Raw genomic sequence first — 23,003 nt, 5'->3', positions numbered from 1 at the left:
TCCACGAAACGAGCCCGTGCGGTCGGCGATCAGGCCGGTTTGGTGCCGGCAAGCGGTAGCGTCGGCGACGGAGGCGTCAGTCCGCTGCTTTCGAGCCGGTAGAGCCAGGCGAGCAACTCGGCGACGGCGACATAAAGCTGCGGCGGAATGCGCTCGTCGAGGTCGACCTGCAAAAGTAGCGAAACGAGCTCCGGCGATTCATGCACGTAAACGCCATGCGCGCGGGCGCGGGCGATGATCTCTTCCGCGATGAGGCCGCGACCCTTGGCGACTACCCGTGGTGCCGCGTCGGTTTCGCGATAGGCGAGCGCGACGGCGCTGCGCATTTTTTCAGGCGTCTTGCCGGACATCTTCGGGGCTCGCGGGGGGCGCCTCGGCGATCGGCGTTACGCCGAAAGCGGAGAGCGATAGCCCGGCGTTATCGAGTTGCACGCGCAGTTCACTCATGGCGCTGCGTAGCAATGCCTGGGTTTGCTCGTCGCCGGCCTCGATATCGAGGCGGATGCCATTGCCGCGCAGGCCGATGCGCGCGTCGATTTCGCCGAGGTTGGGCAACGTCAGGCGCATCTGCGTGCGCCATTCGGGCGCGTCGCTGCCGTCACCGCCGCCTTCGGAGTCTTGCCGAGGTTCTTCCTCGCTGATTTGCCAGCGCATGTCCTGGCCGGGCCAGACCTGCCCTTGCCAGACGAACTGCTGGGCGGCGAGCGATTCGAGCTGTTGACGGACGACGGGCAGTGTTTCCGGCGCGAGCATGGGGGCGTTCGCGCCAGTGGCGGTGGCCGCCTTGCTGCCTGACGTATCGCTGCTCCCTGCCTGAGGAGTACTGCGGGCGTCGTTGTTGGTTTCGGTGGGCTTTGTCTGGGCGGAAGTGGTTGCCGTATTGGCGTTGGCTTCCGTTTCGGCGCCGGCCTGCGCGCTGGCTCGTTCGTTGGCGTTTTGCGTCGTGGACAGGCGGCCTTGCGGCTCTTGCAGGAGTTCTGCCGTGTCGACGCGGCCTTCGAGCCAGCCGCGCTGGTGGGCTTCGTAGAACATGCCACTCTGGGTGATCGCCTGCTTGAGTTGCGGCAGCAGGTCGGCGGCGTCTTTCGGCGGCGTGTTGGTGATCGGTGCCCCGTTGTTGAGTGGCAGGGCGCCCGCGTCGCCACGGTTTTGCCGTGGCGTGTTCAGCAGGTCGGTGATGAATTGCCCGGTGCGGCTGAGTGTCGTTGACACGGCTTCGCCATTGGCGGGGCCGGATTTGTTGCCAACGACGGCCAGCGTGACCTTGCCATCGCTTTCGACGGCCTCAAGCTCCAGGGTGTCGCCTGTTTTGGCGGCAAAGGGCAAGGCGAGGGTGATTTCGCGCTGGTTGATGACTGCGCGGTAGGCGCCGTTGGGCAGGACGGCGAGGATTTCAGCGAGCAGCCGTTGCCCGGGGGCGATCGTCGTGAGCTTGTCGGAAACGTCGCGCGCCACCACCTGCGGTCGCGCGGACGAGTCGCCCGTGCTGACCTGCATCCGGCTGATGACGTCGGCTGGGATCACGGCTCAGTCTCCGCGTGAAGGGCGGTCGATAAAAAAGGCGGCTACCGGGAGCGGGCGTCGCACTCCCGTGTCAGGAGGTGGCTACCGCGTCACTCGGTTCTGCGGCGCTGCGGGCAAAGCTCTCCAGCAAGGGGCGAACCTGTTCGAGCCAAGGCAGGGCGAGGTCGGAAAAGCGTTGCTGTAGATCGAGCAATTCGCGCACCAGCAGGGCGGCTTCCTGGCGCTCGGCCAGTGGCAGTTGTGCCAGCGGCGAGCGGGCGAGTGCGGCGAATCCCGGTTCGGCGGTTGCCCAGTCAGCTGCGGCTGCTTCCCAGTCGAGGGTTTTGGCGTGCTCGAGCATGAGGTGATGAATGTCGCGCAGCGTGCGCAGTAGGGGCGTCGCGGTACTCATCAGGGGCGGGAGGCGTTGGCGGTGGCCGCTTGCGGTTCGACCTTGTTGGCAATCGCCAGCCAGGCTTCATGGATTTCGCCCAGCAGCTTCTGCACCTCTTCGAGCGCAGCGGCGTCGTTGTGCATGTTGGCGTGCAGCAGGCGACGCGCCATGTAGTCGTAGAGGGCGTAGAGATTTTCGGCGAGTTCGCCGCCTTCTTCACGGTTCAGACTCGCGCGCAGGCCGTTGAGGATGATGTCGATGGCTTTCGAGATTGACAGCCCTTTGCGGGCGATATCCTTGGCGGCCATGCCGGCACGCGCATCGACAATCGCTTGTGCGGCGCCCTCAAAAAGCAGAACGATCAGCCGGTGCGGGCTGGCGCTCTGGACGGAGGTTTCGATGCCGACACTTTTGTAGGCATTAACGGGGTTGATCGCTGCGCCAAACATGGGGGGTCCTTGTCGATACTTAGGCAGTGGACTTGCTCAGAGCGGCCAATTGCTGTGTCAGATAGGAAGAATTCGATTGCAGTTTTCCCATCAGGGTGTCGAGAGCAGTGTATTGGGCGCGATAGCGCGCTTCAACCTGACTGAGCATACGCGTCATCGAATCGGATCGGTCGCTCAATGACTTAAGGGTGTCGTTGATCCCTTTCGTCTGCTGCGTGATGATCCCGGTGGTGTTGTTCATCGCCGTCGTCATCGTGTTGAACGCGCTGCCGTAGGCGTTGATCGTCGTGACCACCGAGCTGTAATCGGCGTTGATGGCGTTTTGCAGCTTGGTCGAGTCGACCTTCATCGAGCCGTCGGTCTGGAAGGCAATCCCCAGCGAGGAGAACGTCGGGTAGGCGCTGCTCGATCCGGTGGGCAGTGAAGTGACCAGTCCGCGCAGTTGCGAGCTGATCGAAGTGACGGTCTGGTCGCCGTTGAGTACGGCGGCCGTCTTGCTGGTCGAGTTGTAGCTCGTCAGGCTCTTGAGCTGGGTGTTGAGGTCGTTGTACGCCTTGACGAAGGCGTTCACGTTCGCGGTGAGCGTCGATGTGTCGTTGGTGATGGTCAGTTGCGTTGGCGATCCGGTGTTGGTCTTCGTCAGATTCAGCGTGACGCCGGTGACGGCATTGGTGATCGTGTTCGAGCCGGCGTTGGCAACCTGCACGCCATCCACCAGCACGATCGCGTCCTGTCCCGCATCTTTCTGGGTGAGGCCGCCACTTTGCGCGACCGGGTCGTAGCTGAGGCCGGAGAGTCCACCGGAGCCCGTTACGCGAATCAATCCGCCTGCGCCGCTCGTCTGGCTGGTCATCACGAGTTGCGGACCGGCCGAGCCGTTGATGACCGAGGCGCTGACGCCCGAGTTGGTGGCGTTGATTGCCGTTGCGACGTCGCCCAGGGTAGCGCCGGCGCCGACATTGACGGTCACCGCAGAGGTGCCGCTCTTGTTGGTGAAATTGCCGCCCGAAACGCTGCCGATCTCGATCGATAGCGAACCGCCCGCAGCGGCACTGACTCCAGCGCCGGAAACGAGTTTGTTGAACGTCGCCAGACGTTGCACTTCGAGCGAATAGCTGCCGGCGACCGCACTGCTGCTGGTCGTCGCGGAAGCGACCGTGGTGTCGGTGACAGCGGATTTGAAGGCGCTGACGCTTGCCGGCGTGGAAATGGCCGCCGCCGCTGTCTGCAGAGCAGCAACGGCGCTCTTGATCTTGCCATAGGCCGAGAGACGGCTGTTGTAGTCGGACTGTTTTGCTTGTAACTGCACCAAGGGTTGCCGTTCGAGCGTCATCAGCTTGCTGATGATGCTTTCCACCGGCAAGCCGGAGCCGACGCCTGCTGACGATATGCCCATGCTGTCTCTCCTTCGGCGCCTGCGAAAATCAGGCGCTTTGTTTGACGAAGAGTCCTTGCAGTTTGTCGAGTGCCTTGGCGATATCTACCATTTCTTTCGACGGAATCTGACGGATGACATCGCCGGTCCCGCGATCGATAACCTTGACGATGGTGCCGTGGCTATCCTGGTCGATTGAAAACTGGATATCCGCTGCCGAGGCCTGAACAAAGTTGCGGACTTTTTCTACGGCCGATTTTACGTCTTCTTTGCGCGGATTGTTGGCATCTTCCAGCTTGGTTTTATCCGTACCGGCTTTTACGTCCTGCTTCGACGTATCCGTTTGATTGGTACTGCCAGTACTCGTGCTCACGCCGACGGCCGTCGAATTGTCAGCCGGCGACGTGCCGGCCGCCGAACTCTGGGGCCATTTCGGGGCGGGGGCATTGAGCGCTACGTTGGCAGCGGCACTATCTACTGAGGGAATCGCCATGATTTTCCCCTTATGGCGGTGGACAAACCGGCGCGGATTTGCATCCGCGCCGGCTCAGGGTGCTGCAGGTTGTCTAGCCAGCTTGGCTAGGTTTAGCCCTTGAGCAGCGTCAGGACGTTGTTCGGCAGGGAGTTGGCTTGTGAGACCATCGCCGTGCCCGCTTGTTGCAGAATCTGCGCACGCGTCAGGTTGGCCGTTTCTTGCGCGAAGTCGGTGTCCATGATGCGGCTCTTAGCGGCCGACTGGTTCTCACGCGCGCCTTCGAGGTACGAGACCGTGAAGTTGAGCCGGCTTTGCGTACCGCCGATGGATGCACGGTTGGTCGCCACGCTGCCCAGCCAGGCGTCGATGCTCGCCAGAGCCGTCGAAGCGCCGGCCGTCGTGCTGACGTTGGTGCCGGTCACGTTGGCGCTGGAGAAGGTGCCGGTGATCGTGTCGCCAGCGTTGGCACCGACCTGGAAGCTGAAGGTGCTGAACACGCTCAGGCCGTTCAGGGTCGCCGCGCCTTGGATACGGTTGGCTTCGTCTTGCAGCGCGCTGTATTCCGTGTCGATCTTGCTGCGGTCGGTGTCGGACAGCGTGCCGTTGAGCGACTGGGTTGCCAGTTCGCGCATCCGTTGCAGCTGGTCGGAAACGGTGGCCAGCGCGGTGTCGGCGGTTTGCGCGTAGGACACGCCATCCGAGGCGTTACGCATGGCGACGGTCATGCCGCGCACTTGCGAGTCCATCTTCTGGGCCACAGCAAGACCTGCCGCGTCATCCATGGCCGAGTTGATACGCAGGCCGGAGGAGAGACGTTGCAGAGCGGTGCTCATCGCACCGTTCGTCTTGTTCAGGTTGCGCTGAGAATCCAGCGACATGATGTTGGTGTTAATTACTTGTGCCATGGTGCGTCTCCTTCGAGCATTGACCGACTGGTTAGCAGCGCCTCACACGAGACGTCTGGCTGTTGTCACGGGCAGCTTTCCGCTCCGTTAGGTCCATTGACGGCATGGCACGCGACGACTTTAGGGTGATCTTGCAAAAATTTCGCTGTGCTAGACTCGACAGCACTATGCCCGCGCATTCCGGCATTCCGGCGCCGCCATCGTCGGTTGCCGCTCATCAACGAGTGTGGAACAAAACCATGAACCCAGGCAGTGCAGCGATCGATGCGTCCATCCTGACGCAGGCGGTCGAGCAATTTGTCGCCGGTAATCTGCTGCGTGCCGAAGAATTATGCTCGCCGCTTGCCGAAGGCACAGACAACGAACACGCCATCTATCTGCTGGCGCAGATCAAGAGTCGCCTCGGCCGGACGGAGTCGGCACTCGATCTGATGCAGCGGCTGCTCGACATCGACCCGATGCAGTCACGCTATCACAATGACAGCGGGGCGATACTGGCCGCTCAGGGGCGCTGGGCGGAGGCCGAGGCGGCCTATCGCATGGCGACGGCGCTCGATTCGCACAATGACGACGCACGTTTCAATCTGGCGCTGGCGCTCTTGCGTACCAAGCGTCTGGGCGAAGCGCGCAGCGAGCTCGATCGCCTGATGCGCGATACCGCGCCGAATGCCGATTTCTTCTCGCTCAATGGCGAACTGCTGCGTGCCGAAGGCCGCCCGCACGAGGCGGTCGAGGCCTTGAACGCGGCGATTGCCATGGGCGTCGATAACTCGGATGTGTACGTCAATCTGGGGCTGGCGCAGGAAGACCTGTCGCTGTACGACGCCGCTTTCGACAACTTCACGCGCGCCGGCAGCATTGATCCTGGCGATGCGGCGGCGTGCTTCTATCTCGGTAATCTGCACCGCGGGCAAGGGCGTCTGGACGAGGCGGCCGAGTGCTATCGCAAGGCGCTGCTGCTGCGGCCCGATTTCTCCGAGGTGCACAACAACCTCGGGTTGGTCTTGCAGGCCAAGGACGAGTCGGAAATGGCCGATGCCTGCTTCAAGCAGGCGCTGGCGCTGGATCCCGGCCTCGACGCGGCGCACAACAATCTCGGTAGCAGCCTGCTGCGGCAGGGCTGGATGGAACGCGCCATCGAAAGCTTCCAGCAGGCGCTGGAGGTCAATCCGGCGTCGGCGGAGAGCTGGAACAATCTCGGCAACGTGTATTTCCGCCTGCGCCGGCTGGGCGAGGCCGAACACGCTTATCGTCGTTCGCTGGCGCTCAAGCCCGGCTACATCGAGGCCGATCTCAATCTCGGGCTGCTGCTGTTGCTGCGCGGCGAGTTTCCCGAAGGTTGGCAGCGTTACGAGAACCGCTGGGAGATGCCCGGAGTGTGCGAGCATCGGCCGCGCTTCCCCGAGCCCGAATGGACAGGCGATGCTCTGGGTGAGCGCACGCTGCTGGTCTATCGCGAGCAGGGCATGGGCGACAACCTCCAGTTCATTCGGTATCTGCCGCTTCTGCGCGCGCTCCATCCGCAGGCGAAGATTTACTTCTGGACGCTGGCGCCGCTGCACGCTCTGTTTGCGGAAAACGCGCGCGCCTGGGGCGTCGAAATCCTGCCGGAAAACTTGCCGAACGGCGTGCCGCCGATTGATGTGCAGGTCGCTTTGCTGACCTTGCCCCGCCTGCTGAAGACCGACCTGGCGTCGATCCCGGCCGGCGTTCCCTACCTGCACGCGCCGGCACCGCAGGCCTTGGCGTGGCGCGAGCGACTCGCCGGCCTGCCCGGTTTGAAGGTGGGCATCGTCTGGGCGAGTGGCGAGATCTACGCCTTCCACCGCTTCCGTACGGTGCATTTGCGGCAGTTCCTGCCGCTCCTGTCGATCGAAGGTGTCAGCTGGGTGTCCTTGCAGAAGGGCAAGGCCAGCACGCAGATCGCCGAGGAAGGACTCACCGGGCGCATCTTCGATCCGATGGGCGAGGTTGACGACTTCGCCGGCACGGCAGCGATCATCGAGTCGCTCGATCTTGTAATCAGCGTCGACACCTCGGTGCCGCATCTGGCGGGTGCGCTCGGCAAACCGGTATGGCTTGTCGACCGCTTCGATACCGACTGGCGCTGGCTGCTGGAGCGCAGTGACAGCCCCTGGTATCCGGGCATGCGCATTTTCCGGCAGAAGACATTCGGCGAATGGGCGCCGGTCTTTCAGGAGGTAGCGGCGTCCCTGACGGGGGTCGTTGCCTCGGGTGGCGAGATGCCTCGCGTCGAGCCGCCGTCCGCCCCGCCTGCGGTGTCGCCGCAGTGGGCGCTCGCCAGTGAGTCGGCTCCGGCGATGGGTGTGGCGATGCCGATGCCGGCCCCGCCTGTGGCGCCGGTAAGTGCGGTGGCCGCAGTGTCCGATGTGGTTGCGGTGGCAGCGGTGCCCGCGGTGTCCACGGCAGGCATGGCGCGCACGGTGACTACGCCGGCCATGGCGCCATCGTCGGCAGCGGGCTTGCCTTCGCCCGGCCTCAAGCTGAATCTGGGCTGCGGCAATCGCAAGCTGGAGGGCTTTGTGAACGTGGATCGTGTCGCCGTGTGCGCTCCCGATCAGGTCGTCGACCTCGAAAAAACCCCGTGGCCGTGGGCCAACGATTCGGTCGAGTACATCCGGCTCATCCATGTGCTCGAGCATCTCGGCCAGACGACCGAAACCTTTCTCGGCATCATCAAGGAAATGTGGCGTGTCTGCCGCGATGGCGCGCGGATCGACATCGTCGTGCCGCACCCACGCAGCGACGAATATCTTGGCGACCCGACGCATGTACGACCGGTGACGCTGTCCATGCTGGATCTCTTCAATCTGCGCCTGAATCGTGAGTGGGCGGCGATGCGGGCGCCGAACACCCCCTTGGGACAGATTCTCGGCGTCGACTTCGAGGTGGAGTTCTTCGAGCACGCGCTTGATCCGGAATGGCAGGCTCGGCGGCAGGCGGGCACCCTGAGCGATACCGAGCTACGTGCGGCGATCCGTCAGCTCAACAACGTCGTCGCGCAGACCTCCATCGTCTGGCGTGTGTACAAGCGTCCGCGTTAAGTCGTGTCGTTCGATCCCGTGGCCGCCACCGTGCGCGTCGCCGAAAGCGAGGCGCGAGAGCGTCTGAGTGTCGGCGACTTCGCTGCCGCCGAGGCCGCACTGCACACGGCGCTCGCGCAGGCGCCTGAACGTTACGATCTGCGTTGCCTGTGCGCCTACGCGCAGCAGAGCGCCGGCCGCCTGCACGCGGCGCGGGCCAACTACGAGCAGGCGGCACAGCAGGCGCCGGCGTCGCTGGAGCTGTTCAACAACCTTGGTGTGGTCTGCGCGCGTCTCAACGATCCGGCGAGCGCCCGCCTCTGGCTGGAACGCGCCGTGCAGCTGGCTCCCGACGCAATTCCTCCGCGCCTCGAACTGGCGGGCGTCTTGCAGTCGCAGGACGACATTGCCGGCGCGCTGGCGTGCTATGAGCGGGTACTCACGCTCGATCCGCGCAATGCCCGCGCCTTCTTCGGCATGGGCAGCGCCTTCGCGCACTGTGGCTGGAACGACGACGCCATTCAGGCATTCGAGACGGCCTTGGCCCTCGAACCCGCTTACCTCGAGGCGCTCAACGGCCTGGGTATCGTCTGCAAGCGTCTGGGTCGTTACGAGCGGGCACATGCGCTCTTCGCACAGGCTCTGGCGCTGACGCCCGACGATCCGTCGCTATTGCGCAATCAGGGCCTGCTGCTTGGGGCCATGGGCGATTACACGGCGGCGGAGCGCCTCTTTCGCGACATTTTGCGCCGCCACCCGGACGACGCCGACGCGCACTTCAATCTGGCGAGTCTGTGTTTGCTGACGGGGCGCCTGGCGGAAGGCTTCCGCGAATACGAATATCGCTGGCACACGCGAGAGCCCGGCAGCGCCGTCAAGGCGCCGACCTCGACCTTGCCGCGCTGGCACGGCACGCCGGAGGAGGCTGCCGCCGCTGCGATGGGTGGTCTCGTCATCTACGCCGAACAGGGGTTTGGCGACTGCATCCAGTTTTCGCGCTACGTCGATCTGGTGACCAGCCGCTTTGCCCGAGTGCGCCTGCAAACGCGGGGATCGCTGCTGTCTCTCATGAGGCGCAGCTTTGCGGGACGTGTCGAGGTTGTTGCCGGCGAGGTGAACGAGACGGACGAGGCGGGCTTTTCGCATCACTGTCCGCTGCTCAGCCTGCCCTTCGCCTGCAAGACGGATCTCGCGAACATTCCCGCCAGCGTGCCCTATCTCGTTACCGCGCCGGAAAAACGCGCCGCCTGGCAGGAGCGCCTCGTCGGAGAGTCGCGGCGCAAGATCGGCCTGGTCTGGGCGACCGGCAAGCGCGGCCTGCACAAGCAGACTTTCGACGTGCCGCTCGAACTCCTGGCGCCTTTGCTGGCGCGACCGGATGTCGCCTGGTACAGCCTGAACAAAGCACCCGCCAGCGCTGCCGAGCAGGCGTTTCTGGCAACGCAGCCGATCACCGACTGGACGGCTGAGCTTAACGATTTCGACGATACGGCCGCCTTCATCGAGGCGCTCGATCTCGTGATCTCCGTCGACACTGCCGTGGTGCATCTGGCCGGCGCGCTGGGCAAACCGGTCTGGCTGCTCAATCGCGCCGAGAGCGAATGGCGCTGGCTGCTCGCGCGCAGCGATTCGCCCTGGTATCCGACGATGCGCATTTTTCGCCAGGCGCGTGCGCGCGACTGGGCGCCCGTTATCGCTCAGCTGGCGGCGGCACTGGATGCTGACGCGCTGCCGGAGAACCTGCCATGACCGCTCGTGTACAAGAAGCGCAACAACTCTTCGCCAACGGACTCGCGCATCATCGTGCCGGTCGCCACGCCGCGGCGCGCCAGTGTTATGAGGCCGGGCTGGCGCTCTTGCCCGGTCAGCCCGACGCGAGTTTTCTGCTCGGGCAACTGCTCTTCGAGATCGGTGAGCATGCCTCGGGAGAGGTTCGCATGCGTGCGGTGATCGCTGCGCACCCGGCGGCGCTCAACTATCGGCAGGGGCTGGCCATTCAGCTCTTCAATGCCGGGCGGTTCGGCGAAGCCCGGCTGATTTACGAAGAACTGTTGTCGTCTTTGCCCGCCGGCGCCGCGCAGGAAGTCATTCGCCGTGAGTACGCGCTTACCCTGACGAGGGCGGGCGAGGTCGACGCCGCTATCGTGCAGTGGCAGGCGCTGACCCATGGCACGACGCCCGATGCCTGGCGGCAGCTGGCGCGACTCTACGCGGACACGGGCCGCGACGATCTGGCGCTGGCGGCGATCGACCGGCAACTGGCGCGCCCGCTTCATGCCGCGGCCTCCGCTGCTGGCGTGGTCAACCCGGTTGCTTCGGCTGCCCTCGTTGCTTCCGCGCGCGCCGGCGACTGGTGTACGCGCGCCGATATCCACGAGCGGCAAGGCGAACGGGAGGCGATGCTCGGCGATTTGCTGGAGGCCGTGGCGCTGACGCCAGACGACGCTGCGCTGCGCGGACGTCTGGGGCTGGCGCTGCTGCGTGCCGGGCTCGGTGACGCCGCGCGCGAACAGCTGGATCGTGCGGCAAGTTTGGCGCCCGAAGAGGCGGCCTGGCACTTCAATCGTGGTCTGGCCTACGCGGCGGCCGGGCTACGCGAGACGGCGTGTGCGGCTTACGAGCGCGCTCTGGCGCTGGCGCCAGAGGCACCGGCAACGCTCACCAACCTCGCCAATCAATACGCGGCGCTCAGTCGCCCCGGCGAAGCGACTGCCCTTTATGCGCGTGCGCTCGCCGCCGATCCGGAGTTTGCTCCCGCGCACTTCAATCTCGCCATGGCCCAGCTCGACGCCGGCTGCCGCCTCGATGCGGCCGAGTCGCTGGCTGCTGCCGCGGCGCTCGATCCGGAAAACGGCCTGATTGCGGCGCATCTTCTCTTTCAGCGTCTGCACCTGTGCCGTTGGGACGGTCTGGTCGAGTTGCAACAGCGCGTCATCCGCGCCATCGACGAGAATTCGGCCGATGTGCCGCCCTTCATTGTGCTGTCGATGCCGGGCACGACGCCGCAATTGCAGCGCCGCTGTGCCGAGAACCGCAGCGCAGCACTGGCGCGCGGCCTTGCCAGTGCGAGCGTTGCCGAAGCTCCGGCATCGGCCGCGTCGGCCCGCTCGCCGGGGCAGCGTTTGCGCGTCGGCTATCTGTCGTCCGATTTCAAGAATCACGCCACGGCCTTCCTCATGATCGAAATGCTCGACGCGCATGACCGCGAGCGTTTCGAGGTGATCGGCCTTTCCTACGGCGTCGACGACGGAAGCGCCATGCGTGCCCGCGTTGCCGCCAGCGTCGAACGCTTCGTCGATCTCGCCGGTTTGCCGACGCGCGAGGCGGTCGCGCAGATTGCTGCGTTGCAGCTCGACGTGTTGATCGACCTCAAGGGCTACACCGAGGGAAATCACAGCGAATGGTTGCAGTACCGTCTGGCGCCGGTGCAGATCAACTGGCTTGGCTATCCCGGCACGCTGGGCGCGCCGTGGGTCGATTATCTGATTGCCGACCCGGTGGTGGCGCCGCTCGAGCATCAGTGGATGTTCAGCGAGCGGCTGCTGCATCTGCCCGCCAGTTATCAGCCGAATTGCCGCCAGCGCGCCAGTGCGCCGCCGTCAACGCGAGCGGCTGAGGGCTTGCCGGAGGGGGCGCTGGTGCTTTGCTCGTTCAACCAGACCTACAAGATCACTCCGGAGATTTTTGCCGTCTGGCTCGACGTGTTGCGGCAGGTGCCGCAGTCCGTGCTCTGGTTGTGGGCATCCAACCCCTGGGCCGAACGCGAGTTGCGACGCGTCGCCGAGGCTGCCGGAATCGCGCCGGCGCGTCTGGTGTTCGCTGAAGGGCGCGCGCAGGCCGAGCATCTGGCGCGGCTGCCTCTGGCTGATATCGCGCTCGATACTTTTCCGTGTAACGGCCACACCACCAGTTCGGACGCCTTGTGGGCGGGCGTTCCGGTGATCAGCCTGCAGGGCGAGGCGTTTGCCGAGCGGGTTGCCGCGAGCCTGCTGGTCGCGGCCGGCTTGCCGGAGCTCGTTGCCACGTCCCGCGAGGCGTATCGCGCCTTGATTCTGCGCGTGTGCACGGATGCCGACTGGCGCCAATCCATCACGGCGCGGGCGCGGGCCTTGCGTGTGGATTCGCCGCTCTTCGACAGCGTCGCCTTCGCCCGCCGTCTGGAAAGCCTGCTGCTCGACGCGCATCGCCAGCCCTTGGCGGCAGGGAGCGCTGACAGAGGGCGTTAGCGAAGCTTTTGCGGCGGAGCCCGCGATAGCGAGGCGTGAGGTGGCGAAGCTCGTAGCGGTGACGCTTGCGGCAGCGGAGCTTGGGCTATCGCAAGCCGCGGCGCCGCGTAAGCCGATTAGCCATGCAGGCGCCGGTCGAAGTCGGCCAGCGACTCGATGAAGACGAGGCGGGCCGCCAATGCTGCGGGCAGCCCCGCGGGCGGGTGCAGCGAGAAGACCTGCATGCCGGCGGCGACACCCGCCTGCAAGCCCGGCAGACTGTCCTCGATCACGGCGCAGGCCGCCGGTGGCGTGGCCAGCGCGGCAGCGGCGTGCAGGAAGAGGCCAGGGTCCGGCTTGAAGCTGCCGACTTCGTAGGCGGAGTAGACGTGCGCCCCGAAGTAGTCGCGCAGCCCGGTCAGGCGAAGGGTGAGTTCGGCTTTTTCGCGCGGGCCGTTGGTGGCGACGCAGAAGGGGCGTTGCAGCCGCGCCAGCAACTCCGCCGCGCCCGGCAAGGCGCTGATGCCCTCGCGAAAGCGTTGCGTCGAGGCGTGACGAAACTGCTGCAGGAAGCGTGTGCGAAAGTGCGCGGCGGATTCTCCTGCCCGCACGTCGTTCGGCGCCAGTGACGCGCCTCGCTGCACCGGCAGGGCGGCTGCCGACGCCGCCGGTACCGATGACAGGCGATTCGCCCGCTGTGAGAGAATCCAGTCGATACAGTCGTCGATGCGAACGCCGCGAAACTGGGCATGTGCCTCCGCGCGCGAGAAGCTAATCCCTTCGGCCTGCGCCAGTTCGTGCAGGACATCGAGCCCCGGCGTTTCGCTGTCGACCAGCGTGCCGTCGCAATCGAAAATGATCGCCTCGATGCTGGCGTTGATGGTCGCCTTGAGGCGCGGCGGGGGAGGGTTGGCTGTCATGGCGGGGAAAGAGAATAATCGGTTTCACCGCAAGCCGTGCACTTCGCGCGCTTTTGCGTGGTTTGCTGAGCGTGCGCGATACTTGCGCGCTCGATCATTTCAATCACCTTTGCTCAGGAATGCTCATGGCCGGTGAACTGCCTGTTTCGCGTCCGAGAAACCTGTTTGGCCGGACGCGGCACCCGTATTACATTCTTGCGCCCGATTTCACGCCCAGATCCGCCGGCATTCGCTGCCTGCATCTTTTGTGTCACGCCCTGAACGAACTGGGCGAAGAGGCGTATCTCTTCCACGCCAAGACGACTTCCCCGAAGCTGCGCACGCCCTTGCTCGACGCTGAAACCCTGCGCCGGCATTTCACTCTCGGGCTTTACCCGGTGGCGGTATATCCGGAGGTGTACGCGGGCAATCCGCTGCAATTGCCGGCGGTCGCACGCTGGCTGCTCAATCGTCCGGGCCATCTTGGCGGCGACTCGGTGTTTCCGGAGAGCGATCTCTTATTTGCCTACGATGGCTGGTGCATTCCACCCGGCATGAATTTGCCGTATCTCTCCATGCCGAGTACGGATACGACGGTTTTCAACAACGACAATAACCCCGCCGACAGCCAACGGCGCGGTGCCTGTTATTACGCCAACAAGGCGCTCGCCTTCGGCGCCAAGATTCGCCCTGAACATCGCCAGCTGACCAGCCTGTGCCACGACATTCCGCGCAGTCCCGCCGAGATCGCCGACATCCTGCGCCGTTCGGAAGTGCTCTACTGCTACGAGCAGTCGGCGATCATCCACGAGGCGCGTGCCTGCGGCTGCCCGGTGCTGCTGGTGTCCTCCGAGTACTGGGATGTCGATCAGGAGCACGGCGGCCGTGACGTGTTGTTCCTCGCCGGCGAGGAGTCGCTTGACGACGCGTGCGGCCATGCGCTGGAGAATCACGCCGTCGTGCTCGATCCGGCGATCTCGCGGCGGGGGCTGGGCAGCGCGGCCTTTGACGGCCGCGCGCACCTCTTCTTCTATGATTCGACCGATTTCGATCTGGGAATCAGCGATTTCACGCTGGAGATGTGGGTGCGCTTTCAGTCGCTGGAGGCGGCGGTCAGCCAGAGCCTGTGCGCCGGATGCGGGAGCGGCGCGCAGGCGAATTCCTGGGTGTTGGGCACGGATGCTGCCGCGCAGGGCCACGTCTCCTTGCGTCTTGCTGCCGCTGGCGAGGCGCCCGTATTGATCGATGATCGTCCGCCGCAAGCCGGTGTATGGACGCACTATGCGCTGGTGCGGCGGCATGGGCAATTCACGCTCTTCCGCGACGGCACGGTGGCGGCGAGTACGCAGTTTGCGGGGCCGATGACGACCGGCATCTCGCGCTTGATGATCGGTGCGGCGCGAGGCGAGGGGGCGGAAGCGCCCGTTCAGTCGCCCTTGCGCGCCAACCTGTCCGAGTTGCGTCTTACCAAAGGCGAGGCACGCTATACGGCGGGATTCATTCCGGCGCCCATTCCGGCGCCGCTCTCCCTCGCCGGTAGTCGCCTGCAACTGCTGTGTGAGCCGGGGATTGCGCTCGCTTCGCAGGCCGGTGCTCTGGCCTGGGCGACGGCGACGGTGCCGTACTCAGCGCTGCTGCGCGAGAACTGGCTGCGTAACGCCTGGGAGAACATCCGCTACTTCGTCGAACTGACGCAGGCGCAGGCCGCTCGCCTCGCGCAGCATCCGCTGTCGCTCAAGGACTGCACGGCGTACACGCCTTTAGAAAACTACTGGCTGATCCCGGCGGCCGAACGTGCGCAGGTCGTCGACAACTTTGTCATGGCGCTGACACACATGCCCGCGTTTGGCGCGGCGCCAGCGTCGGCGGCGGGCAAGGCGGTGTCGGCCGAGGCGTCCGTGCCGGCTGCTGCGTCTACCGTATCCACGGCCTCTGTGGCATCCGTGACTTCAGCGACGGGCAACGCGTACGCCGACTGGATGGGGCGGCGGCAGTTGCAGGCGATCGATGGCCAGTATTTTCAGGAACATGTCGCGACGCTCTGGAAGCGGCATCCGCTCGTCGAATTCCTCGTGTTTGTCGGCGAAGGGCAGGCGCCCCTCTTGGCGGATACGATCGATTCGCTGTCGGCGCAATTCTTCGAAGGCTGGCGCTTGTGCGTCATCAGCCAGCAGCCTTCGCCGGAGCCCGAATTCTGCGGTGAGCACCCGACGCTGCGCTGGCGGCACGTTCCGGATACGGCGCTCTGGAGCGAGGCGGCCAACGCGCATCTGCGTTCCTCGGCCGCCGATTGGGTCGGCCTCTTTGACGCGGGCACGCGCTTTAGCCCGCAGTTGCTGCTGGTGCTTGGTGACTATCTGGCCTTGCACGGCGACTGGCGCGTCGTCTACACCGACGAAGACGCGCTCGCGGCTGACGGCGAGCGGCATTCGCCGCTCTTCAAGCCGGATTTCAGCCCCGACTTTCTGCGCTCGACGGACTATATCGGCAACGTGTTCGTCAAGCGGCAGCCGCTGCTTGCCCTGGGGGGCTACCCGGCCGATCCGGGCGCCGAGCGCGTCGACATCGTGCTGCGATTCTTCGATGCCTGCGGTGCCGCCGCCATCGGCCACATCCCTGACGTGCTCTACCACGTGCCGGAGAACGCCTTCTTCCGCGCTGACCATCGCGAAGTCGCGGCCCCCATGGCTCGCCATCTGGCGCGTCAGGAAGTGTCTGCCGAGGTGGAGGAAGGGTTGGTTCCGCCTTTCACCTGGCGTGTCCGCTACTGCCACGCGACGCGTCCGCGCGTCTCGGTGTTGCTCGTCGCCGGCACCGACGTCATCGCGCTGGAGCGCTGCGTTGAGCGCCTGCTGGCGACGACGGATTACCCCGACTGGGAAATCCTCATCGGCGAAACGTCTGCCACGTCGCCGGCCGATGCCAGCGTGGCGGGCGACCCCGCCTCTCCGTCCGAGGCCGGTGCCTTGGGCGCTCTCTCCGCCGCCTTGCTTGGGCGCGCGCCGGAGCGCATTCGCCTCCTGCGCCTTGCTGCTACGGGCACGCCGGCACTGCGCAATGCGCTGGCGGCGCAGGCGAGCGGCGAACTCGTACTGTTTCTCGACAGCGTTGTCGAGCCGATCCACGCCGATTGGCTCGATGTGCTCGTCAGCCATGCCCTGCGCGCCGACGTCGGTGCGGTGGGCGCGCGCCTGCTGTCGCCGCATTCCCTGCAAGTGGTCGACGCCGGCGTGGTGCTCGGCATGCAGGACGGGCTCGGAGCGGTATTTGCCAACGAAGTCGCGCACGATCAGGCGGGCTACCTGCGGCGCGCCCTGACCGAGCAGAATTACAGCGCCCTCAGCGGGCGTTGCCTGCTGCTGCGCGCCAGCACCTTCCATGAACTCGGCGGTTTCGACGCGGCGGAATTCGCGCACGATCTGTACGTCGCCGACTTTTGCCTGAAGCTCCGCCAGCGCGGCAAATGGCTGGTGTGGACGCCCTACGCGACGCTCTTGCAGCACGTCAGCATCGAAGCGGCGCCGACCCCGCAAGACACCGCCCAGCGCCTGCGCGAGACGGCGATTCTGGCGCGGCGCTGGCCGGACAGCTTTGCTGACGATCCGGCGTGGAACCGGCATCTCGCCTTGTGTTCGCGCCTGCCGGCGGTCGAGAGCGAACTCGTGGCTTCGTGGAATCCGGATTTCCGCGATCGTTTGCGCATTCTCGGCATGCCCGTCGGGTCGCAGGGGCAGGCGGAATACCGCACGTTCGCGCCCTTGCGTGCCCTGCATGGGGCGGGCCTCGCGCAGTGCGCCGAAGCCTGCCAGCCCCGGCAGGGCGTCGCGCCTCGCGCACCGACGCCGTTCGAGTTGGCGCGACTGGCTCCGGATACACTCCTCATCCATGTGCCGGTCGATAACGTTCGCGCCATGAGCCTGCTGCATTACGAAACCTTCAATCCGCAGGTGCTACGCATCTACCAGCTCGACGATCTGGTGACCGACATTCCGCCGGATAACCCGTCGTCCAAGCAGCTGCCGCCGGAGCTGGTGCGCGAGCGCCTGCGCCTGGGGCTGGCGGCGTGCGACCGCCTGATCGTCAGCACGCAACCTCTGGCCGATGCGTATCGCGAGCTGATCGACGATATTCGCGTCGTCCCCAACATGCTGGAAGCGCGTGTCTGGAGCGGCTTGCAGTCGCGCCGGCGTGGCACGAAGAAACCGCGCGTCGGCTGGGCGGGGGCGCAACAGCACGCGGGCGACTTGCGACTGATCGCCGAGGTGGTGAAGGCGACGGCCGACGAGGTCGATTGGGTGTTTTTCGGCATGATGCCGGCGGGCGTGAGCCGCTACGTCGCCGAGTTTCACGACGTCGTCGTCAGGTTCGAGGAGTATCCGGCGAAGCTGGCGACGCTCGACCTCGATCTGGCAGTCGCGCCGCTGGTCCTGCATCCCTTCAACGAGGCCAAGAGCAATCTGCGTTTGCTCGAATACGGCGCGATGGCGTGGCCGGTCGTGTGCAGCGATGCCTATCCGTACCGCACCAACGACGCACCGGTGACCCGGCTGGCCAACGATCCGGAGCAGTGGATCGCGTGCCTCCGCGAGAAAGTGCGCGACCGCGACGCGCTGGCGGCCGAGGGCGATACGCTCAAGGCGTGGGTCTACGAGCACTACATCCTCGAAGAGCACCTCGAACGCTGGCTGTCAGCGCTGCGCCGCTGAGGCGCTCAGCGCTGGCCGATGTGGATGTAGCGCTGACCGACGCCCTGCTCGCCCGGTTGTCGCAAGAGTACGCTGTCGCTGCCGCACCGGCGGCAGCTCTCGAACCAGGGGGCCGCGTCCAGCGCCTGAATGCGCTGGCGTAGCTCGTCTGCCGAATGCGTCTCGTCGATGCGCACCCAGTCCGTGGCGAGGTCCGCAAGATGGTGCGAGCCAATACCGGCCGTCGTCGTGCACGGGTAATAGACGCCGTTCTGGATGGTCTTGCAGGTGTCCGTGGAATGGCAGGACTGCTTGAGGGCGCGTACGGCGTCGTCCGGTAGTGCGCGCGGCAACAGGGGCTCGGGCGTCGACCACAGTGGCTGGCCGACCGTGTGATGGATGCCGGCGGCGGCGACCTTTTGCACATTGAGCGCAAACAGCCGGCGCTGTTTTTCATCGAGGGCGCCCGTGTAGTCCGAGAAGATGATGCGGGTTTTGCCGTTCTTGAGGCGCTGTAGCGTCGCCTCGCTCATCTCGCAAATACCGTTGGTGGTAATGCCAATGACGCCGAAATTGGGCTTGTGCAGGATGTGGTCGACGATGTCGGTCAGCTGCGGATGCAGGAAAGGCTCACCGCCGATGAGCGAGACATACCCGATGGCGTCGACTGCCGAGAACATGCGGTCAATGTCGGTGGTGACGCGCGCCAGCGGGAAGTTGATCCGCTCTTCGCTGCGGTAGTGGTTGATGTACTGACCGCAGTGCGTGCATTGCAGGGTGCACTTCTGATTCAGGACAAAGCTCGCGACGCCCAGCGTCAGCGGTGCTCTGGCCGGGCTGTTGGCCGCCGGCGCGCAATCGTTCTGCAGAAGGCTGATCAATCGCTTGCACGAGCACCAGTTGCAGAAGGTCGTATTCAGGCACACCGAGGCGTCAAAGCCGGTTTCGCGGCTCATGCTGCACAGCAGGGCTTCGAAGAGCGCCATCCCCGACAGGTAGTGGGAATAGCCGCGCGCGCTGAAATCCGCTTCGCCCACGCTGCCGGAGAGGCTGCCATTCGGGATGCAGTTGATGATGAGCGTGCCATCCCGGTCGTAGTCCTGGGAGAAGGGCTGCGCGACCGGAATGCCGTGAATCTCGCCCAAGGCCTCGGCACGCACGTCCCAGAAAACCAGGGCGTCGCGATCCAGGTTCAGCGCGAGCAGGGAGCCGGCGAATTCGCGGCCAAAATTGCCGCCCCCGCGCAGGACAAGACGTTTGAAGTGGCGCAGGTAGGCCAGAATATCGTCGTGATACTTCGATTCGCCGCGGCGGGCGGCGCCAATCTTGTCGCGAATGCTGACTTCAACGGTCGTCATAGGTGGCGTGCGGTTCAGTGAAGCGGTAATAAAGGGTTATTGTGCGGCGCGGAGTCGCGTTGGCATGGGGAGCTTGACGACCTCGTAGTGGCCTTGCTCGCCCGCCAGCGCCGTCACGCCCGTCGTTCCGCAGACGCCATCGCAGTGGCGGCACGAATCGAAATAGGAGCGCGCGAGCAAGGTTCTGATCTCGCCCCGCAATGCCTCGCGCGAACGGTCGGCGTCGAGCGTCACATAGTCTTGCGGGTAATCGGCGACGCCGATGTTGTAAATCGAGTCGGCCACCGTGCAGGGGTAAAACTTGCCGTTCTTCACATACTTGCAGATGAGCGGATTCAGGCAATCCCGGCGTTTCTGCTTCATGGTTTCCAGCGGGTAATTGCGATCCCAGAGCGTGGTCGGCACCGTCCATTGCGGTGTTTCGTTCATGACGATGACCTGTGCGCCACTGGCGCGCACGCGCTCGACGTTGCGATCGAAGAGATCGCCTTCCTTCGCCGACAGCGATGCCTTGTAATTGGAAAAAACCACCTGGATACGCGAATCCGCCAAGCCCTCAAGCTGCCTGTCGTGGATTTTCACAATGCCGTTGGTGGTGACATTGAGAATCCCGAAATTGCTCTTTTCGAGGAATTTTTTGACGATGAGTGAGAGATCGGGGTGGAGGAAAGTCTCGCCGCCGATGAGTGGCACGATCTTGACGCCATCGATGGCGTCAAAGGTTTTGTCGATATCCGAGAGTATCTGCGCGAGCGGGAAATTCTTGCGGCTTTCGTCCGGATAGGCGTTGGTGTAGGAGTAGCAGTATTTGCACTTGAGCGTGCAAATCTGATTGATAACAAAGGTAATGTTCTTGAAATACAGCGACGGGCCAGGCTCGTTCTCCGGAACGCCGAGCCAGCGTTTGTGGAAATACTCGTTTTTCCGGCAGGTGTAGACGTCGCAGGCGTTAGCGTCGCGGCAGGTTTTGAAGGTGGATTGATCGTCGAGTGGGCAGATCAGCCCCGCGTAAAGCATATCGCCCTGAATCCGGTGCGCGAATCCATGTCGCTTTAACTCCGACAGGCAGTGCTCCATGACAAAACTGCTGGAAATGCAGAAGACGACGCCCGTGCGCTCGGGACTGGCACGGCTGGTAAAAGTCGGAAGGACGGGGATTTCGTGCAGGGAGGCGAGTGATTCGTGACGGGTATCCCAGTAGGCGGTGACGGGAACGCCAATCTCAAGGAGTTTCGCACCGACGGCGTCGCCCAGATAACCGGCGCCCCAGATATAGAGCGCGTCGAAAGTTTTCAGATAGTCGACGAGGCCGGCGATGTCGGCGGTGGTTCCGGTGACGGCATCGTCGTAAAACCGGGCGAGCTTAAACATGGCGATTTCTTCCGTGAGGCAGTGCGCGGTAGGCAGCTTCGGCGATGGCGAGATGGCCGGCGCTGGTCGGGTGGATTTTATCCTCAGAGAAAAACGCCGAATTCCGCTGGGCGACAAGGTGCGTAAAAATTTCCGACAGTTTGATCAGCCCGGTATGGCAGGCGGCGGCGACGCTGCGGGTGGCGGCGATGTAGTCCTGCAACAGCACGATCAGTCGCTGGCGGTAGGAGCCCTCGATGTCGTCGCCTTTCGAGATGAAAAACGGCTCCATGAGGATGATGGAAGCGTGCGGCAGACGCTTCCGGGTTTCTTCCACCAGCCTTCGATAGACGGCTGCGAAGTCATCCGGGGCGCGGTGCAACGAGCGCGATTGGTCGAGATGGCGCGTGGCGTCGTTGATGCCGATCAGGATATAGACCACGTCCGGCGCGTTCTCGATGACATCGTCGGACCAGCGGCTGAGCAGGTGCGCAATCGTGTTGCAGTCGATGCCCTTGTTGATGATGCGAAATTCCTCCTGCGGCTTGCGTAGCGTCAGCAGGTCGGCAAAGAGCTGGACGTAGCCTCGACCGAGCGGCGCGCCGTCGTTTTGCGTGCGTCCGCTGTCGGTGATGCTGTCGCCGATGAACAAAATGGTCTGCGCAGGTTTCATGGGGCTGTGATCCATGGTCGGGCCGGGCGTTGGGGCGGAGGGGGGGCGCCGGCTTACGCCAGCGGAATGCTCCCCGGCGGTGGTTCATAGGAAAGGCGCCGTTGCACGAGGTTCGCTTCACTGGCGATCGTCTTGAGGATGGTCTGTTGCTCTTCGGGGGTGGCGTGCCAGTAACCGGCGAGGCGCTGGTAGATCGGGTCTTCGGTGATGTCCGGAAAGGCAGACAGTGCCAGATGGAAGTAGCGCCGGGCGGTTTTCTCATCGTCGGCGAGCAGACTGCGGACGCAGTAGCGCAGACACAGATGCCCCAGCTTTTCGAGGGCGTTGTGCAGACGGTCGCGTGCCTTGGACATGTGCGGGTGGTTCGAGGCAATGTCGGCAAGTTGATGCACGAGCACATACTCGCTCATGCATTGCAGCAGATTGCCGGCCATGCGCGCACCGTCGCTTGCACCATGAATACGGTTATGCAACAGCGGCTCCTTGACGTAGATGATGTCCGAGTCGCAACACATGTGGAAATCGGCGAGTCGGTCGCCAAGCCAGCGGTCGTTGAGGTTGCCGCTCATTCGCCGCGCTTCGCTTTTTTCGGTGTTATAGAGAATCTGTGAAATGCAGGGGTTCACCGAAGACATCATGTACACCGCCGCCTGCTCAGCGCCCGGAATCAGGCAGGTTTCACTGTAGAAGGGCGGTTCGCTGCTCAGTTTGCCTTCTTCATCGAGAAGGTTGCGGTGCACCATGGCATAGGCGGCGCTCGGGTTGGCTTCGAGTAGTGTCACGCATCGTTGCAGGAAATCGGGGTGAATGGCGTCGTCCGAGCAGAGCTTCAGATGGTATTTGCCTTGCAGGTTCAAGCCGCAGTTGCGCAGGTTGATGTTTGGCCCGAGATTGATCCGGTTGCGCGTCAAACTCATTACGCCGGGGTGGCGTTCTGCATATTCGCAGGCGATTTCCCAGGAGTCGTCGCTGGAGGCGTTGTCCGAGAAACAGATTTCGAAGCGTGGGTAGCTCTGTGCGAACACGCTGTCGAAACACTGACGCAGATAGCGTCCGTAGTTGTAGTTGTAGATGCAGATGCTGACCAGCGGCTCGCGCGCCAACTCGCGGTCGCTGGTTTTGCGCACGAGCTTTTGCGGCGGCAGAAAAAAATTGACCGGCCGCATGCGCGATATATAGGCGTGTTCGAGGTGCGGGTCCGCATTCAGGGCGGCGAGCGCCTCGCGGACATAGGCCGGGCGATATTCCGCATTGCCGGAGAGTTCGAGGGCATAAATGCCTTTGCACATCTGCCGGGCTTTTTTGCGGTTTTCATGTTTGCCGAAACTTTTGTTGTTTCGGCTGATGGTGATGTGGCCGTCGTAGCGACGCGCGTAGCGCTTGGCAATTTCCCACGCCCCGTCGGTCGAGGCATCGTCGCAAATCACCACCTCCATATTGTCGAGCCTCGGTTCCCGAAAGATGGCGTCAAGGCAGTGTTCAAGGTCGCGCGCTTCGTAGTTGAAAATCAGAATACTGACGAGAATCCGCGTATCCGGAGCAGCTTGCGCGGGTTCAAGGAGTTGCTCGTTATCAACACGGTTCATCGTCGCTGGATCCTTGTGGGGTGGCCCGTCCTTGCAGGTGCCGAGTCAGGTTCGAGGCTTAAGGGCGGCAATGGTTCTGAAGGGGGCGCAGTGCGGGAGAAA

General features: G+C 64.1%; 16 protein-coding genes. 4 read left to right on the top strand and 12 right to left on the bottom strand.

Annotated elements, in window-relative coordinates:
- Window positions 1–29: 29 nt before the first annotated feature.
- The 7 genes from GHK24_RS07340 to GHK24_RS07310 form a co-directional block, all read right to left on the bottom strand.
- The gene (locus GHK24_RS07340; RefSeq protein ID WP_153471402.1) at window positions 30–350 is read right to left on the bottom strand and encodes an EscU/YscU/HrcU family type III secretion system export apparatus switch protein; all 321 of its coding nucleotides are present in this window, start codon (window positions 348–350) and stop codon (window positions 30–32) included.
- Window positions 331–1,524 carry a flagellar hook-length control protein FliK gene (gene fliK / locus GHK24_RS13890; RefSeq protein ID WP_153471399.1) on the bottom strand — a complete coding sequence of 398 codons (1,194 nt, stop codon included), beginning with the start codon at window positions 1,522–1,524 and terminating at the stop codon, window positions 331–333. The genes GHK24_RS07340 and fliK overlap by 20 nt, the downstream gene beginning before the upstream one ends.
- A gap of 70 nt (window positions 1,525–1,594) precedes the next feature.
- Entirely contained in the window at window positions 1,595–1,915 is a 321-nt protein-coding gene (locus tag GHK24_RS07330; protein WP_153471396.1) for a flagellar protein FliT, read from the bottom strand.
- Complete coding sequence (gene fliS, locus GHK24_RS07325) at window positions 1,915–2,346, bottom strand: flagellar export chaperone FliS (protein ID WP_153471393.1); 432 nt, start codon at window positions 2,344–2,346, stop codon at window positions 1,915–1,917. Before fliS ends, GHK24_RS07330 begins: the two co-directional genes overlap by 1 nt.
- Before the next feature lie 19 nt (window positions 2,347–2,365).
- Window positions 2,366–3,742, bottom strand: a complete 1,377-nt coding sequence (fliD, locus tag GHK24_RS07320; protein ID WP_153471388.1) for a flagellar filament capping protein FliD — start codon at window positions 3,740–3,742, stop codon at window positions 2,366–2,368.
- Between the two features lie 28 nt (window positions 3,743–3,770).
- Complete coding sequence (locus GHK24_RS07315; RefSeq protein ID WP_153471385.1) at window positions 3,771–4,214, bottom strand: flagellar protein FlaG; 444 nt, start codon at window positions 4,212–4,214, stop codon at window positions 3,771–3,773.
- 92 nt (window positions 4,215–4,306) lie between these two features.
- A complete protein-coding gene (locus GHK24_RS07310) occupies window positions 4,307–5,101 on the bottom strand; it encodes a flagellin N-terminal helical domain-containing protein (RefSeq protein ID WP_153471380.1) in 795 nt (264 codons plus the stop codon).
- A gap of 239 nt (window positions 5,102–5,340) precedes the next feature.
- On the opposite strand from GHK24_RS07310, the gene GHK24_RS07305 reads away from it, so the two are divergent.
- From GHK24_RS07305 to GHK24_RS07295, 3 genes are read left to right on the top strand one after another with little or no spacing between them, the layout of a single operon-like run.
- Complete coding sequence (locus GHK24_RS07305; RefSeq protein ID WP_194286396.1) at window positions 5,341–8,166, top strand: tetratricopeptide repeat protein; 2,826 nt, start codon at window positions 5,341–5,343, stop codon at window positions 8,164–8,166.
- Between the two features lie 3 nt (window positions 8,167–8,169).
- Window positions 8,170–9,894: a tetratricopeptide repeat protein gene (locus tag GHK24_RS07300; RefSeq protein ID WP_153471374.1), complete on the top strand. Its 1,725-nt coding sequence runs from the start codon at window positions 8,170–8,172 to the stop codon at window positions 9,892–9,894.
- Window positions 9,891–12,371, top strand: coding sequence for a tetratricopeptide repeat protein (locus tag GHK24_RS07295; RefSeq protein WP_153471371.1), 2,481 nt, complete (start codon window positions 9,891–9,893; stop codon window positions 12,369–12,371). The genes GHK24_RS07300 and GHK24_RS07295 overlap by 4 nt, the downstream gene beginning before the upstream one ends.
- Window positions 12,372–12,487: 116 nt before the next feature.
- Here GHK24_RS07295 and GHK24_RS07290 read toward each other — a convergent pair whose 3' ends face one another.
- The gene (locus tag GHK24_RS07290; RefSeq protein WP_153471368.1) at window positions 12,488–13,270 is read right to left on the bottom strand and encodes an HAD family hydrolase; all 783 of its coding nucleotides are present in this window, start codon (window positions 13,268–13,270) and stop codon (window positions 12,488–12,490) included.
- 125 nt (window positions 13,271–13,395) lie between these two features.
- Here GHK24_RS07290 and GHK24_RS07285 point away from each other — a divergent pair, with 125 nt between their 5' ends.
- Window positions 13,396–17,955: a LamG-like jellyroll fold domain-containing protein gene (locus tag GHK24_RS07285; RefSeq protein ID WP_194286395.1), complete on the top strand. Its 4,560-nt coding sequence runs from the start codon at window positions 13,396–13,398 to the stop codon at window positions 17,953–17,955.
- Window positions 17,956–17,960: 5 nt separating this feature from the next.
- Here GHK24_RS07285 and GHK24_RS07280 read toward each other — a convergent pair whose 3' ends face one another.
- Genes GHK24_RS07280 through GHK24_RS07265 form a run of 4 tightly spaced genes read right to left on the bottom strand, consistent with a single transcriptional unit; the run spans window position 17,961 to window position 22,901 of the window.
- A complete protein-coding gene (locus tag GHK24_RS07280; RefSeq protein ID WP_153471362.1) occupies window positions 17,961–19,292 on the bottom strand; it encodes a radical SAM protein in 1,332 nt (443 codons plus the stop codon).
- A 36-nt stretch (window positions 19,293–19,328) separates the two neighbouring features.
- On the bottom strand, window positions 19,329–20,663 hold the full coding sequence (locus tag GHK24_RS07275; protein ID WP_153471359.1) for a radical SAM family protein: 1,335 nt from the start codon (window positions 20,661–20,663) through the stop codon (window positions 19,329–19,331).
- Complete coding sequence (locus tag GHK24_RS07270; RefSeq protein ID WP_194286394.1) at window positions 20,656–21,315, bottom strand: SGNH/GDSL hydrolase family protein; 660 nt, start codon at window positions 21,313–21,315, stop codon at window positions 20,656–20,658. The genes GHK24_RS07275 and GHK24_RS07270 overlap by 8 nt, the downstream gene beginning before the upstream one ends.
- A gap of 53 nt (window positions 21,316–21,368) precedes the next feature.
- The gene (locus GHK24_RS07265) at window positions 21,369–22,901 is read right to left on the bottom strand and encodes a glycosyltransferase family 2 protein (RefSeq protein WP_153471353.1); all 1,533 of its coding nucleotides are present in this window, start codon (window positions 22,899–22,901) and stop codon (window positions 21,369–21,371) included.
- Window positions 22,902–23,003: the final 102 nt, after the last annotated feature.

Source organism: Rhodocyclus gracilis (assembly GCF_009617575.1).
Lineage (GTDB): Bacteria > Pseudomonadota > Gammaproteobacteria > Burkholderiales > Rhodocyclaceae > Rhodocyclus > Rhodocyclus gracilis.
This window is presented reverse-complemented; position numbering and strand designations above follow the sequence as displayed.

What these genes read in the sequence shown, in the direction of transcription:
- GHK24_RS07340 (WP_153471402.1), bottom strand. Translation starts at nt 350, where the DNA reads ATGTCCGGCAAGACGCCTGAAAAAATGCGCAGCGCCGTCGCGCTCGCC.
- GHK24_RS07330 (WP_153471396.1), bottom strand. Translation starts at nt 1,915, where the DNA reads ATGAGTACCGCGACGCCCCTACTGCGCACGCTGCGCGACATTCATCAC.
- fliS (WP_153471393.1), bottom strand. Translation starts at nt 2,346, where the DNA reads ATGTTTGGCGCAGCGATCAACCCCGTTAATGCCTACAAAAGTGTCGGC.
- fliD (WP_153471388.1), bottom strand. Translation starts at nt 3,742, where the DNA reads ATGGGCATATCGTCAGCAGGCGTCGGCTCCGGCTTGCCGGTGGAAAGC.
- GHK24_RS07315 (WP_153471385.1), bottom strand. Translation starts at nt 4,214, where the DNA reads ATGGCGATTCCCTCAGTAGATAGTGCCGCTGCCAACGTAGCGCTCAAT.
- GHK24_RS07310 (WP_153471380.1), bottom strand. Translation starts at nt 5,101, where the DNA reads ATGGCACAAGTAATTAACACCAACATCATGTCGCTGGATTCTCAGCGC.
- GHK24_RS07305 (WP_194286396.1), top strand. Translation starts at nt 5,341, where the DNA reads ATGAACCCAGGCAGTGCAGCGATCGATGCGTCCATCCTGACGCAGGCG.
- GHK24_RS07295 (WP_153471371.1), top strand. Translation starts at nt 9,891, where the DNA reads ATGACCGCTCGTGTACAAGAAGCGCAACAACTCTTCGCCAACGGACTC.
- GHK24_RS07290 (WP_153471368.1), bottom strand. Translation starts at nt 13,270, where the DNA reads ATGACAGCCAACCCTCCCCCGCCGCGCCTCAAGGCGACCATCAACGCC.
- GHK24_RS07285 (WP_194286395.1), top strand. Translation starts at nt 13,396, where the DNA reads ATGGCCGGTGAACTGCCTGTTTCGCGTCCGAGAAACCTGTTTGGCCGG.
- GHK24_RS07280 (WP_153471362.1), bottom strand. Translation starts at nt 19,292, where the DNA reads ATGACGACCGTTGAAGTCAGCATTCGCGACAAGATTGGCGCCGCCCGC.
- GHK24_RS07275 (WP_153471359.1), bottom strand. Translation starts at nt 20,663, where the DNA reads ATGTTTAAGCTCGCCCGGTTTTACGACGATGCCGTCACCGGAACCACC.
- GHK24_RS07270 (WP_194286394.1), bottom strand. Translation starts at nt 21,315, where the DNA reads ATGAAACCTGCGCAGACCATTTTGTTCATCGGCGACAGCATCACCGAC.
- GHK24_RS07265 (WP_153471353.1), bottom strand. Translation starts at nt 22,901, where the DNA reads ATGAACCGTGTTGATAACGAGCAACTCCTTGAACCCGCGCAAGCTGCT.